This window comes from Streptomyces sp. DSM 41931 (genome assembly GCF_050271085.1).
GTDB lineage: Bacteria > Actinomycetota > Actinomycetes > Streptomycetales > Streptomycetaceae > Streptomyces > Streptomyces albogriseolus.
The window spans coordinates 1,142,567-1,155,168 of the sequence record NZ_CP189902.1; the positions used below are offsets into that span (position 1 = coordinate 1,142,567).

Sequence of the window (12,602 nt, forward strand, 5' to 3'; positions counted from 1 at the left end):
CCCCGAGTGAGGCATTCGCATGTCCAGGGCTCTTCCGAAGTACAACAAGCGCCGTGTCGGCCTGGCCGGCGGCGCCGCCGCCGTGGCACTGACCGGCGCCGTGATCGCGGGCACCGCGCTCGCGGGCGAGTCGTCCGACGGCGGCGGCGCGGACGCCAGGACCCTGGCCGGACCCGGCACGATCTCCTGCCCGGACGTCGCCTCGCAGCTCCCCGCCGTCCCCGCCTCGGCGCAGGCCGATGTCACCCGCAACCTGGCCCTGCTCGACCAGCAGATCGCCGAGGCGAACAAACGCCTGGTCGACACCGTCGGCCAGGGCGGGCCCAACTTCGTCCAGAACGCCATCCTCGGCCCCCTCGAGGACAAGCGGATCGCCACCGTCAACCGCATCGCCACCGCCATCGGCCGCACCGCCGACCGCCCCGCCGGCCTGGACTCCCTCGCCGCCTGCTCGCTCGACGCGCAGGGCGACCCGGCCGCTCCGGGACAGGAGGAGACCGGCGGCGCCGGGACCGCCGCGCCGCCCGCCGAGGACGCGGGCGGCGACACGGGCGCGGGCGGCGGTGACGCGGGCGCCGGCCAGGGCGGGGACGCCACAGGCGCCGGCACGATCTCCTGCCCGGACGTCGCCTCGCAGCTCCCCGCCGTCCCCGCCTCGGCGCAGGCCGAGGTCACCCGCAACCTGGCCCTGCTCGACCAGCAGATCGCCGAGGCGAACAAACGCCTGGTCGACACCGTCGGCCAGGGCGGGCCCAACTTCGTCCAGAACGCCATCCTCGGCCCCCTCGAGGACAAGCGGATCGCCACCGTCAACCGCATCGCCACCGCCATCGGCCGCACCGCCGACCGCCCCGCCGGCCTGGACTCCCTCGCCGCCTGCACGCTCACCAAGTGACGTGACAGGCGCTGTGGCCGCCCCGTTCAAGCGCCGGCCGGGGCGGCCACGGTCCGCTTCCCGCCGGGCAGCACCGCCAAATGCTTAGACAGGCGAAAGATCTGCCCGGATAATCGGTGGACATGGGAAAAACGTATGAGCGCATCGACGGGCGTCTCCGCACCTTCATCGAGGAGCAGCCGGTCTTCTTCACCGCCACCGCTCCGCTGTCCGCCGACGGCACGGTCAACCTCTCCCCCAAAGGGCTCAAGGGTTCCTTCGCGGTCCTGGACGACCTCACCGTCGCCTACCTCGACTTCGCGGGGTCCAACGCCGAGACCGTCGCCCACCTCCGGGAGAACGGCCGGATCACCCTGATGTGGTGCGCCTTCCAGGGACCGCCGAACATCGTGCGCGTGCACGGCCGCGGGGAACCCGTGTTCCGCGACGACCCGCGGTTCAAGGAGCTGCTCGGCCACTTCCCCGGCATCGACCCGTGGACCCACGGACTGCGCGCGGTCGTGGTCGTGCGCGCCGAGCTGATCCGGGACACCTGCGGCTACGCCGTGCCCTACATGGCGTACGAGGGCGAGCGGGACCTGCACGAGAGGCGGTTCGCCAGGGAGGACGACGCCTCCCTCGACGCGTACTTCACCAAGAAGGAGCACGTCGCGACCAGCCTGGACGGACTTCCCGGGCTGCCGTTGCCGCTGCCCCCGTCCAGCATGTGAGCCATGCGCCCACGTCACGTCTCCGTCGCCGTCCTCGTGTCTCTGTCCCTGCTCTCGCTCGGCACCGCGCGGCGGCCCGCGTCGCCGTTGCCGGAGCGGATGGCGGACACCGGGGGCGGCACCCAGATCGTCACAGCCGTAGCGGCGCGGACCGGGTCCACCACCGGCACGCTCACCTGGTGGGACCGCAAAGGCGGACGCTGGGTGGCGGCCGGGTCCGCGAAGGCCCGCTTCGGCGCGAACGGACTCGCCGAGGGCACGACCCGGAAGCAGGGCACGAACACCACCCCCACCGGGCTGTACGGCCTGCCGTACGCCTTCGGCATCGAGGCGGCCCCCTCCGGCACCCGGTACAGCTACCGGCCCGTGCGGCAGAACTCCTGGTGGTGCCAGGACAACGACTCGCGTGTCTACAACCGCTGGACGGAGCCCCGGGCGGCCGACTGCCGGGCGAGCCGGGCCGAGCACCTGATCACCTACCGCACGCAGTACGCCCACGCCCTGGTCGTGGACTTCAACTACCGCCGTCCGGTGCGCGGCCGGGGCGCCGGCATCTTCCTGCACGTCAACGGCCGGGGCGCCACTGCGGGTTGCGTGTCCGTGCCGAAGAGCGCGATGCGGAAGATCCTGCGCTGGGCCGACCCCGCGCGGGCCCCCCACCTCGCGATCGGGACCACCGGCGGGCGCACCGCGATCACCCGTTACTGAACCAGGCGGCGCATTCACGGTTTCCGCTGAACACTCCGGCCTGGCGGCACGTATGTGAGGGCCAAGGGCCGAGTCCCACGGAGGAACCGTGACCACCACGCTCGCCGGCGGCCGTGCCGCCCGCCGCCAGACGATGCGCCGCATCCGTCCGCGCCGCTCCCCCGCCGTCCCGCTGCTGCTCGCCGTGGGTGCGGGAGCGGTGGCCGTGCTGTGGCTCTGGTGGACGAGCACGCCGTCCATCGCGGACACCACCGGCAGGATCATCGCCGCCGGCCGGATCACCGGCCTGCTCGCCGGATACCTGATGGCCCTGGTCGTGCTGCAGATGGCGCGGGTGCCCGCGCTGGAACGGCGGGTCGGCTCGGACCGGGTCGCCCGCTGGCACGCGATGAGCGGCCGCTACACCGTCAGCCTGGTCATCGCCCATGTCTTCCTGATCATGTGGGGCTACGCCCGGCAGGCCGGCAGGACCCTCGCCGACATCGTGTCGCAGACGGTCACCTCCGTCACCACGCTGCCGGACATGGGCAAGGCCGCCGTCGGCACCGGACTGCTGTTCGTGATCGCCTTCCTGTCGGTCGGCCCGGTCCGGCGCCGGCTGCCGTACGACGGCTGGTACCACGTGCACCTGCTGACGTACGCGGCGGTGTTCCTGACGTTCTGGCACCAGATCACCACCGGCAACGAGTTCGCCGTCACCCCGTCGGCGAAGACCTTCTGGTACGGGTTGTACGGCGCCGTGACCGTGCTGGTCCTGTGGTACCGGATCCTCACCCCGATCCGGCTGAACCTGCGGCACCGGCTGCGGGTCCAGGCCGTCATCGAGGAGACGCCCGGCGTCGTGTCGGTGCTGATCGGCGGGCGCAGGCTGCACCGGATGGGCGCCGAGGCCGGGCAGTTCTTCCGCTGGCGCTTCCTGGCGCCCGGGATGCGGTTGAGCTCCCACCCGTACTCGCTGTCCGCCGCGCCCCGTCCGGACATGCTGCGGATCACCGTCAAGGCGATCGGCGACCACAGCTCCCGGCTGCGCGAGCTGGAGCCCGGCACCCGGGTGTGGGCGGAGGGCCCCTACGGGGCGCTGACCGCGCAGCGCCGCAGCCGCGGCAAGGTGCTGCTGGTCGCCGGCGGGGTGGGCATCACCCCGATGCGCGCCCTGTTCGAGACACTGCCCGGCGCCTCCGGCGACATCACCCTGCTGTACCGGGCCAACAGCACGCAGGACCTGGCGCTGTGGGGCGAGCTGGCGAAGATCGCCGACGAGCGCGGCGCCCGGCTGATGTACGCGGTGAACAGCCCCGACGGGGAGCGCCCGGACATCTCGGCGGAGAGCCTGCGACGCAAGATCCCCGACATCGACCGCCACGACGTCTTCATGTGCGGGCCGCCCGGATTCGCCCAGCAGGTGTACGCGGCCCTGCGGGACGCCGGGGTTCCCGCGCGCCGGATCCACCACGAGTCGTTCGAGATGTGAGCGGCGGGCCGTCGGCCCCGATCGCCCGTTACCCATCAGGAGCTTGAGAAGCGATGAGGAAGAGTCACCCCGTCCGGCGCGCCGTGCTGGCGACCGCCGCCACCGTCTCCGGGATCGTGCTGCTGCTGTCGCTGAAACCCGCGTCCGACCCGGGGTCGGCCGAGGCGGCGGGCGGCGCACCGCCCGCCGCGGAGTCCGTACAGGGCGGCGCCCGGCCCATCGGGGACGGCACGGTCACCGGCGACGCGGCGCAGACCCAGTACGGGGCGGTGCAGGTACGACTGACCGTCAGCGGCGGCAGGATCACCAAGGCCGAGGCTGTCCAGGCCCCCAAGGGCGGCCAGAGCGACCAGATCACCTCCAACGCCGTGCCGAAGCTGAACCAGGCGGCCGTGCAGGCCGGCACCGCGGACATCGACGCCGTGTCGGGCGCCACGTACACCAGCGCCGGCTACAAGGAGTCCCTCCAGTCGGCCCTGGACAAGGCCGGTGGCTGACACGGTGACGGACCCCGTTGAGGCGCCCGCCGCGGCGCGTCGTGTGGTGGAGACGATGGGGACCGTCTTCTCCCTCGACGTCCGCGGCGGGGAACCCGGCGCGGTGCGCGCGGCGCTGGAGGAGGCCGCCGCCGGACTGGTCCGGGTCGACGAGGTGTTCAGCACCTACCGCGAGGACACCCAGATCTCCCGGCTGGCGCGCGGCGAGCTGGACGTCGGGCAGTGCGCCCCCGAGGTCGCCGAGGTGCTGGAGCTGGCCGCGGAGGCGGAACGGATCAGCGACGGCTGGTTCAGCACCCGGTACCGGGGGCGGCTCGACCCGACCGGGATCGTCAAGGGCTGGGCCACCGAGCGCGCCGCCCGGCAGCTGCTGGCGGCCGGGGCGTCCGGGGTGAGCGTCAACGGCGGCGGCGACGTCCAGCTGCTCGGCTCGCCGGGCACGGGCCGGCCCTGGCGGGTCGGCGTGTCGGACCCGCTGCGCCCGGGCGGCCTCGCCGCGGTGGTCTCCGCCGCCGGGGCGCGGGAGCTGGCGGTGGCCACGTCCGGCACCGCGGAGCGGGGCGACCACATCGTGGACCCGCGCACGGGCCGCTCGGCGGTGACCGACCTGGTCGCGGTGACGGTGGTCGCTCCCCGCCTGACCTGGGCGGACTGCTGGGCCACGGCGGCCTTCGCGATGGGCTCCCGAGAGGGCCTGCGCTGGCTGGACGCCCTCCCCGACACGGAGGCCCTGCTGATCACAGCAGGCGACGAGGTCCGCTGCACGGCGAACCTCGCCGACTGGCTGGGCTGAGGGAGACACCCCCAGGGGCGCGGGGAACTGCGCGCCGAGCCCCCACGGCGGGGCACCCGGCGACGAAGGCAACCGCCCCCTCAGTGGCCGTTCTGAGCCAACCGCAGCAAATGATCAGCCAGAGCCTGCCCACCCGTAGGCTCCCGGCTGATCAGCAACAACGTGTCATCCCCGGCAATGGTGCCGAGAATGTCGTGCAACTCGGCCTGATCAATGGCGGACGCCAAGAACTGCGCCGCCCCCGGAGGCGTCCGAAGCACGACAAGATTCGCGGAGGCCTCCGCGGAGATCAGCAGCTCCTGTGAGAGCCTCCGCATCCGCTCTTCCTTGGCGGACTCCCCGAGCGGCGCACGCGGCGTGCGGAACCCGCCCTCGCTCGGCACCGCGTAGATCAGATCCCCTTCGTGGTTGCGGATCTTCACCGCGTTCAGCTCGTCGAGGTCGCGGGAGAGCGTCGCCTGGGTGACGCTCAGCCCGTCGTCGGCGAGCAGCTTCGCGAGCTGGCTCTGCGACCGCACCGGCTGCCGGTTGAGGATGTCCACGATCCGGCGGTGCCGCGCGGTACGGGTCTGCGGCACGGCGGGCCCGGCCTGCCCCGCCGTCCGCTCCTGATCCTGCTCCTGGCTCATCGTCGTCTCATTCTCCGGATCGTCCTTCCCCGCCCGCGCGTCCGGCGGCGTCCAGGATGCCGGGCAGCGCCCCGAGGAGCGCGGCCACCGCGTCGTCCCCGAGGTTCAGCGGCGGCATGAGCCGGACGACGTCAGGGGCGGCGGCGTTCACGAGGAACCCGGCGTCCTGAGCCGCCTGTTGCGCCTGGGGCGCGAGCGGCTCGGTGAGCACGATACCCAGGAGCAGACCCGCTCCCCGGACGTGGTCGACCAAGGGGTGCCCGAGGCCCTCGATTCCCTCGCGCAGCTTCTCGCCCTGCCGCTTGGCGTTCTCCAGCAGTCCCTCGCCGGCGATGGTGTCGAGCACCGCGAGTCCGGCGGCGCAGGCGACCGGGTTGCCGCCGAAGGTCGTGCCGTGGTGGCCGGGCCGGAGCAGCTGGGCCGCGCGGCCGAAGGCGACGGTGGCGCCGAGCGGCAGCCCGCCGCCGAGCTGCTTGGCGAGGGTGACGACGTCCGGCAGGACGCCCTCGTGGGCCTGGTACGCGAACCAGTCGCCGGTCCGGCCGACGCCGGTCTGCACCTCGTCCAGCACGAGCAGCGCGCCCTTGGCGGCCGTGATGGCGCGGGCCGCCTTGAGGTAGCCCGTCGGCGGGACCACGACGCCCAGCTCGCCCTGGATGGGTTCGAGGATGACGAGGGCCGTGTCCTCGGTGACGGCCGCGTCCAGCGCCTGGGCGTCGCCGAACGGCACGTGGGTGACGTCTCCGGGCAGCGGCAGGAACGGCTCCCGCTTGCCGGCCTGCCCGGTGAGCGCGAGGGCGCCCATGGTGCGGCCGTGGAAGGCGCCCTCCGTCGCGACGACGTGGGTGCGTCCGGTGAGGCGGCCGATCTTGAAGGCGGCCTCGTTGGCCTCGGCGCCGGAGTTGCAGAAGAAGACCCTGCCGTCCCGGCCGAAGAGCTGGAGCAGCCGCTCGGCGAGGGCGACGGTCGGCTCGGCGAGGAAGAGGTTGGAGATGTGGCCCAGGGAGGAGATCTGCCGGGTGACGGCCTCGACGATCGCCGGGTGGCCGTGACCGAGGGCGTTGGTGGCGATGCCGCCGACGAAGTCGAGGTACTCCTTGCCGTCGGCGTCCCAGAGCCGCTGTCCTTCGCCGCGCACGAGAGGGAGGCGGGGCGTGCCGTAGTTGTCCATCAGCGCGCCCTGCCACCGGGCGGTCAGTTCCGCGTTGCTCACGACTCCCCCTGTTCGTCGGGCACGACCATGGTGCCGATGCCCTCGTCCGTGAAGATCTCCAGCAGGATCGAGTGCTGGACCCGGCCGTCGATGACGCGGGCGGTGTTCACGCCGTTGCGCACGGCGTGCAGGCAGCCCTCCATCTTGGGCACCATCCCCGAGGACAGCTCCGGCAGGAGCTTCTCGAGCTGCGACGCGGTGAGACGGCTGATCACCTCGTCGCTGTTCGGCCAGTCCTCGTAGAGGCCCTCGACGTCCGTGAGGACCATGAGGGTTTCGGCGCCCAGAGCAGCAGCGAGTGCCGCAGCCGCCGTATCAGCATTGACGTTGTAGACATGGTGGTCGTCCTGGGAGCGGGCGATCGACGAGACGACCGGGATGCGGCCGTCGGCGAGCAGGGCCTCGATCGCGCCCGTGTCGATCTCGGTGATCTCGCCCACCCGCCCGATGTCGACCAGCTCTCCGTCGATCTCGGGCTGGTGTTTGACTGCGGTGAGGGTGTGCGCGTCCTCGCCGGTGAGGCCGACGGCGAGCGGGCCGTGCCGGTTGAGCAGTCCGACCAGCTCGCGCTGGACCTGTCCGGCGAGCACCATGCGTACGACGTCCATGGCGTCCTCGGTGGTGACGCGCAGGCCGGCCTTGAACTCGCTGACGATGCCGTGGGTCTCGAGCGCGCGGCTGATCTGCGGGCCGCCGCCGTGCACGACGACGGGTTTCAGGCCGGCGTGCCTCAGGAAGACGACGTCCTGGGCGAACGCGGCCTTCAGTTCCTCGTCGACCATGGCGTTGCCGCCGAACTTGATGACGACGGTCTTGCCGTGGTGCCGGGTCAGCCAGGGCAGGGCCTCGATGAGGATCTGGGCCTTGGGCAGCGCGGTGTGCTTACGGGTGCCGGTCATGAGGAATAGGCGCTGTTCTCGTGGACGTAGTCGGCGGTGAGGTCGTTGGTCCAGATGGTGGCGGTGGCGTCGCCGGCGGCCAGGTCGGCGACGATGTGCACCTCGCGGTAGCGCATGTCGACCTTGTCGCGGTCCTCGCCGACGCCGCCGTTCTTGCACACCCAGACGCCGTTGATGGCGACGTTCAGCCGGTCGGGCTCGAAGGCGGCCTTGGTGGTGCCGATGGCGGAGAGGACGCGGCCCCAGTTGGGGTCCTCGCCGTGGAGGGCGCACTTGAGGAGGTTGTTGCGGGCGATGGAGCGGCCCACCTCGACGGCGTCGTCCTCGGAGGCGGCGCCCACGACCTCGACCTTGATGTCCTTGCTGGCGCCCTCGGCGTCGCGGATGAGCTGCTGACCGAGGTCGTCGCACACCTGCCGCACGGCCTCGGCGAAGTCGTCGTACTCCGGGGTGACGCCGGAGGCGCCGGAGGCGAGCAGCAGCACGGTGTCGTTGGTGGACATGCAGCCGTCGGAGTCGACGCGGTCGAAGGTGACCCTGGTGGCGGCGCGCAGCGCCTTGTCCAGGGTCTCGCTGTCGACGTCGGCGTCGGTGGTGAGGACGACGAGCATGGTGGCGAGGCCGGGGGCGAGCATGCCCGCGCCCTTGGCCATGCCGCCGACGGTCCACCCGTCCCGGCCGGCCACCGACGTCTTGTGGACGGTGTCGGTGGTCTTGATGGCGATGGCGGCCTTCTCGCCGCCGTGCTCGGAGAGCTGGGCGGCCGCGGTCCCGACGCCGGGGAGCAGCTTGTCCATGGGGAGCAGGACGCCGATGAGCCCGGTGGAGCAGACGGCGACCTCGCCGGCGCCCACGCCCAGCACCTCGGCGGCCTTCTCGGCGGTGGCGTGCGTGTCCTGGAAGCCCTTGGGCCCGGTGCAGGCGTTGGCGCCGCCGGAGTTGAGGACGACGGCGGCGAGCTGCCCGCTCCTGAGGACCTGCTCGGACCAGAGCACGGGCGCGGCCTTGACGCGGTTGGAGGTGAAGACGCCGGCGGCGGCGCGTCGGGGGCCGTTGTTGACCACGAGGGCCAGGTCGGGGTTGCCGTTCTCCTTGATCCCGGCGGCGATGCCCGCCGCCGTGAATCCCTTCGCTGCCGTCACACTCACGGCGCAACTCCGATCGTCGTCAGCCCCGTGGTCTCGTCGAGACCCAGGGCGATGTTCATGCTCTGGACGGCACCGCCCGCGGTGCCCTTGGTGAGGTTGTCGATGGCGCTGATCGCGACGATCCGGCCGGCGGCGGCGTCGTGGGCGACCTGCACCTGGACGGCGTTGGAGCCGTACACGGAGGCGGTGGCGGGCCACTGTCCCTCGGGCAGAAGGCGCACGAACGGTTCGTCGGCGAACGCCTTCTCGTAGGCGGCGCGCACGGACTCGGCGGTGACGCCGGGCCTCGCCTTCGCGGAGCAGGTGGCGAGGATGCCACGGGGCATCGGCGCCAGGGTGGGTGTGAAGGAGACGGTGACGCGCTCGCCGGCCGCCGCACTGAGGTTCTGGATCATCTCGGGGGTGTGCCGGTGCCCGCCGCCCACGCCGTACGGCGTCATGGAGCCCATGACCTCGCTGCCCAGCAGGTGCGGCTTGGGCGACTTGCCCGCGCCGGAGGTGCCGGACGCGGCGACGACCACGGCCTCGTTCTCGGCGAGCCCGGCGGTGTAGGCCGGGAACAGGGCGAGGGAGACGGCGGTGGGGTAGCAACCGGGCACCGCGACACGCCTGGACCCCTCCAGCGCGGCGCGGCCGCCCGGCAGTTCGGGCAGGCCGTAGGGCCAGGTGCCGGCGTGCGGGGAGCCGTAGAACGCCTCCCAGTCGGCGGCGTCCTTCAGCCGGAAGTCGGCGCCCATGTCGATCACCAGCACCTCGTCGCCGAGCTGCTCGGCGACGGCGGCGGACTGGCCGTGCGGCAGGGCGAGGAAGACGACGTCGTGCCCGGCGAGCGCCTCGGGGGTGGTCGGCTCCAGCACCCGGTCGGCCAGGGGGAGCAGGTGCGGCTGGAGCGCGCCCAGCCGCTGTCCGGCGTTGGTGTTCCCGGTCAGGGCGCCGATCTCGACCCCGGGGTGGGTCAGGAGCAGACGCAGCAGCTCACCGCCCGCGTACCCGCTCGCTCCGGCCACCGCCGCACGTACCGCCATGACAACCTCCTCTTGATGGCATGACTATACGTTTCGCTGCACGTTTATGCAACGCGATGCCGAGCGGCGCCGGGCGAAGGTGGCCGAGCTGGAGGGGCTGAACCGCCGGGAGGCCAGGCAGCTGGGGCTGGTCGCACCGCTGCCACGCGCTCAGCAGCACCTCTGGTCCCCGCCACAGTCGTCCCCCGACCCACCACTCCCAATGAATCCCCACATTCACGCCACCCGATGGATCCGCTCTTACCGGCGACCAGCGTGACCAGAGGGCGACGGCCGATTACGAGCACAAGCACGGCGTCCTCGAAGGCATTCTGGACGGCTGGCAGGACACCCAGGCCGCCACGGAAATGACAGCGGCCGAGTTCGAACGTATCCGGGCCTCAGCCCACGAGGCCCTCACTCCTGGTGGCGGATAGCGGCACCTGCGCACTTGGCGAAGCGGGTCGTAGGAAATGCAGGTGCCGAATCACGGGCCGTGCGGGCAGCATGCGTGCATGTCCACCGAAGTCAGCGGGATGATCGAGTGCCGGCCAGGTGCCCGCCTCTGGGGCCCGGACGACGAGGACTCCGTGTGGCACGCCGCCATCGACCTCTTCCTGCTCGACAACGGCAACGCCTACGACGCCCTCGCCTGCCTCTTCGGCATCCGGAACCACTTCGGCTTCCGCCCTCTGGCCGACAGCCGCGGCTTTCCGAGCGACGCGTCCGAGGGGCTCCAGACCGAGTACGCCGCGTACGGCGGATCTCCCGATACCCACGGCACGACATGGATCACGTGGGCCGAGCTCGCCTCGACCGACTGGCAGGAAACAGACGGATCCGGCACGCGAAGCCGAGAATCGGTCGCCGGAAACGAAACCCACTGGGGGCCGGTGTGGAGCGTGATGCGGACACTCGGCGAACTCCATGGAGCAGAGCATGTGCGACTCGTTACCTGGTTCCACTGACCTCGACTCCGCGCCGAAGCGCTTGCCCGATGGGAACTCCATCTTCGCCACCACTGTGTCCAGGCACGTGCCGTCGCCGAGGACGGACCGGAGGGCATCCGCCGTGCCGGTCTGCGCCCGACGCACACGCCGGCTGTGCTGGTCACGCATGGTCGGATAGACGATCAACTGGGGAAGATCGCCTCTCTGACTCCCCGCGACGAACGCCGGAAGGCCTTCCGGCTGCTGGTCGCGGTGCTCGCAATCGCCGACGGACGACGCCGCGAGCGCTACTGCTCGAACGGTTGCAGTCACTGGTGGCACAGGCTGTCCGCGGCTGATTGATCGCTCCGTCGGCATCAGCGCCCAGTTGGGCCCCGTATCAGGCGCGTACATAGCCCGACGGACCGGCAGCAGCGTTGGAGTCACTACGACTGCGGCAGCTCGGCCAGTTCACGTGAGGGTCACGTGCATCCCGCCCTCGGTCAGAACGTCGATCACCAGGGCGACTAGGTCATATTGCTCACCCTCTGGCGCCAGGACGCGGGACAGGTGCTCGCGTGCAGTCGCAGCGTTCCTCCAGACCAGGGTCGCGGGAGCGGTATAGCCGAAGTTGCCGCGCAGACAGTCCACGAGGGCGTCCAAGCAGCCGCCGAAGTAGCCACCCGGCCCGTTGACGGCCTCGCCGAGTGCCAGGTAGAGGCCCGGTTCGTCCGTGATGTGCCGGCCATCCAGCTCGTACGCGTGTCCGGCACGGTCATGGTGCTTCAGCCGACAGCCCCGCTCCCGGACGAGATCGAGCCAGGCCCCACGCCGGCGGGTCTCGAGCCCGGCCCAAGCACCAGGGGCGTCCGGCGAGCCGGCAAGCCAGCGCTCCCATACTGGCCGGGCGTATCCCGGTACAGGTGCGAGGTATCCGTCGAGTTCCAGATCAATGAGCTCCGTCCCACGGGAGGACGGCTGCCACGCACGGACTTTGGGTCGCAGCAGACGATCGGTGAGCGGTTCGCCCCGGTCGTCCCGTATCTCAAGCCAGACCTCCTCCAGGTCCAGCGTGTGCCGGGTGCCCGTAGCCAGTGCCCGCCGTAGCCGATCACTCGGGACAAGCCCTCGCAGGACGAGAGGAGGTTCCACTGGCTCGGGCGGCAGAACGCGGGCGAACTCCCGGCAGGAACCCAGCCACCGGTACCCGTCGTGCAGCCGGACAGGCCCTCGGTGCCCCTCGGGCGGGCCCACGTAGTCGTCCAGACCGGTGAGCACAAGACCGTCCGTCCCCGGGTACGGCCCAAGACTCTCCGCGTCCTCCAGCTGCCAGGCATCGAGCGTCCTGTCCTCCGGCACCAGCCACACCCTGCTACCGACCCAGCCGCGCGGGACCTCGGCTCCATCCGGAACCCAGCCGAACAGCTCGTACGTCCCACGCAGGGGTTCCCGGAACAGTCCCTCCACCTCGGTACAGACGCCCCAGACGTGGCCGCTTCCTGGGTCCGTCAGCGCGTACCGTCCCTGCCCGCGATGGCCCCTGTCCACATGCACGGTGGGAATCATGCCCAGACCAGGGACAGTCCGTGAAGCTCGTTTCAAGATCGGTCACGGTGAACCGTTCCGGGTCGGATGGAGGCTGAGCGCTCGATCTGGCGGACGGCACCATCTGAAGCGCTCAGTCACATACCCCGATCGGCCCAGCG

At 71.6% G+C, this 12,602-nt stretch carries 12 protein-coding genes and 2 pseudogenes; 8 read left to right on the forward strand and 6 right to left on the reverse strand.

All coding sequences use genetic code 11. The features are described from left to right. Positions 1 to 19 precede the first annotated feature (19 nt). From ACP7TJ_RS05500 to ACP7TJ_RS05525, 6 genes and pseudogenes are all read left to right on the forward strand, one after another. Positions 20 to 895 carry a hypothetical protein gene (locus ACP7TJ_RS05500; RefSeq protein WP_427762318.1) on the forward strand — a complete coding sequence of 292 codons (876 nt, stop codon included), beginning with the start codon at positions 20 to 22 and terminating at the stop codon, positions 893 to 895. Between the two features lie 122 nt (positions 896 to 1,017). Further along, a complete protein-coding gene (locus ACP7TJ_RS05505; RefSeq protein ID WP_093765872.1) occupies positions 1,018 to 1,605 on the forward strand; it encodes a pyridoxamine 5'-phosphate oxidase family protein in 588 nt (195 codons plus the stop codon). Between the two features lie 3 nt (positions 1,606 to 1,608). Continuing rightward, positions 1,609 to 2,313, forward strand: coding sequence for a L,D-transpeptidase family protein (locus tag ACP7TJ_RS05510; protein WP_093765851.1), 705 nt, complete (start codon positions 1,609 to 1,611; stop codon positions 2,311 to 2,313). Positions 2,314 to 2,401: 88 nt separating this feature from the next. Next, positions 2,402 to 3,784, forward strand: a complete 1,383-nt coding sequence (locus ACP7TJ_RS05515) for a ferredoxin reductase family protein (RefSeq protein WP_427762319.1) — start codon at positions 2,402 to 2,404, stop codon at positions 3,782 to 3,784. 53 nt (positions 3,785 to 3,837) lie between these two features. Next, positions 3,838 to 4,272, forward strand: a pseudogene (locus ACP7TJ_RS05520) (FMN-binding protein); the annotation flags it as partial. 64 nt (positions 4,273 to 4,336) lie between these two features. After that, complete coding sequence (locus tag ACP7TJ_RS05525; protein ID WP_427767282.1) at positions 4,337 to 5,074, forward strand: FAD:protein FMN transferase; 738 nt, start codon at positions 4,337 to 4,339, stop codon at positions 5,072 to 5,074. Positions 5,075 to 5,154: 80 nt separating this feature from the next. Here ACP7TJ_RS05525 and ACP7TJ_RS05530 read toward each other — a convergent pair whose 3' ends face one another. From ACP7TJ_RS05530 to argC, 5 genes are read right to left on the reverse strand one after another with little or no spacing between them, the layout of a single operon-like run. Further along, positions 5,155 to 5,703, reverse strand: coding sequence for an arginine repressor (locus ACP7TJ_RS05530; RefSeq protein WP_093765849.1), 549 nt, complete (start codon positions 5,701 to 5,703; stop codon positions 5,155 to 5,157). A gap of 7 nt (positions 5,704 to 5,710) precedes the next feature. After that, the gene (locus tag ACP7TJ_RS05535) at positions 5,711 to 6,916 is read right to left on the reverse strand and encodes an acetylornithine transaminase (protein ID WP_093765848.1); all 1,206 of its coding nucleotides are present in this window, start codon (positions 6,914 to 6,916) and stop codon (positions 5,711 to 5,713) included. After that, positions 6,913 to 7,815: an acetylglutamate kinase gene (gene argB, locus ACP7TJ_RS05540; protein WP_093765847.1), complete on the reverse strand. Its 903-nt coding sequence runs from the start codon at positions 7,813 to 7,815 to the stop codon at positions 6,913 to 6,915. Before argB ends, ACP7TJ_RS05535 begins: the two co-directional genes overlap by 4 nt. Continuing rightward, on the reverse strand, positions 7,812 to 8,963 hold the full coding sequence (gene argJ / locus ACP7TJ_RS05545) for a bifunctional glutamate N-acetyltransferase/amino-acid acetyltransferase ArgJ (protein ID WP_387622508.1): 1,152 nt from the start codon (positions 8,961 to 8,963) through the stop codon (positions 7,812 to 7,814). The genes argB and argJ overlap by 4 nt, the downstream gene beginning before the upstream one ends. Beyond that, on the reverse strand, positions 8,960 to 9,988 hold the full coding sequence (gene argC, locus ACP7TJ_RS05550; RefSeq protein WP_380866295.1) for an N-acetyl-gamma-glutamyl-phosphate reductase: 1,029 nt from the start codon (positions 9,986 to 9,988) through the stop codon (positions 8,960 to 8,962). The genes argJ and argC overlap by 4 nt, the downstream gene beginning before the upstream one ends. Before the next feature lie 494 nt (positions 9,989 to 10,482). Here argC and ACP7TJ_RS05555 point away from each other — a divergent pair, with 494 nt between their 5' ends. Both ACP7TJ_RS05555 and ACP7TJ_RS05560 read left to right on the forward strand, forming a co-directional pair. Continuing rightward, entirely contained in the window at positions 10,483 to 10,935 is a 453-nt protein-coding gene (locus ACP7TJ_RS05555) for a hypothetical protein (protein ID WP_367474469.1), read from the forward strand. 51 nt (positions 10,936 to 10,986) lie between these two features. Continuing rightward, positions 10,987 to 11,259 (forward strand): annotated as a pseudogene (locus ACP7TJ_RS05560) (DUF5958 family protein); the annotation flags it as partial. A gap of 108 nt (positions 11,260 to 11,367) precedes the next feature. Here ACP7TJ_RS05560 and ACP7TJ_RS05565 read toward each other — a convergent pair. Further along, positions 11,368 to 12,462, reverse strand: a complete 1,095-nt coding sequence (locus ACP7TJ_RS05565; RefSeq protein WP_427762323.1) for a barstar family protein — start codon at positions 12,460 to 12,462, stop codon at positions 11,368 to 11,370. Positions 12,463 to 12,602 lie beyond the last annotated feature (140 nt).

Bases quoted from the DNA above. Each gene is read 5' to 3' on its own strand.
- argB (WP_093765847.1), bottom strand. From the start codon at position 7,815: ATGACCGGCACCCGTAAGCACACCGCGCTGCCCAAGGCCCAGATCCTC.
- ACP7TJ_RS05530 (WP_093765849.1), bottom strand. From the start codon at position 5,703: ATGAGCCAGGAGCAGGATCAGGAGCGGACGGCGGGGCAGGCCGGGCCC.
- ACP7TJ_RS05505 (WP_093765872.1), top strand. From the start codon at position 1,018: ATGGGAAAAACGTATGAGCGCATCGACGGGCGTCTCCGCACCTTCATC.
- ACP7TJ_RS05510 (WP_093765851.1), top strand. From the start codon at position 1,609: ATGCGCCCACGTCACGTCTCCGTCGCCGTCCTCGTGTCTCTGTCCCTG.
- ACP7TJ_RS05565 (WP_427762323.1), bottom strand. From the start codon at position 12,462: ATGATTCCCACCGTGCATGTGGACAGGGGCCATCGCGGGCAGGGACGG.
- ACP7TJ_RS05500 (WP_427762318.1), top strand. From the start codon at position 20: ATGTCCAGGGCTCTTCCGAAGTACAACAAGCGCCGTGTCGGCCTGGCC.
- ACP7TJ_RS05555 (WP_367474469.1), top strand. From the start codon at position 10,483: ATGTCCACCGAAGTCAGCGGGATGATCGAGTGCCGGCCAGGTGCCCGC.
- ACP7TJ_RS05525 (WP_427767282.1), top strand. From the start codon at position 4,337: ATGGGGACCGTCTTCTCCCTCGACGTCCGCGGCGGGGAACCCGGCGCG.
- argC (WP_380866295.1), bottom strand. From the start codon at position 9,988: ATGGCGGTACGTGCGGCGGTGGCCGGAGCGAGCGGGTACGCGGGCGGT.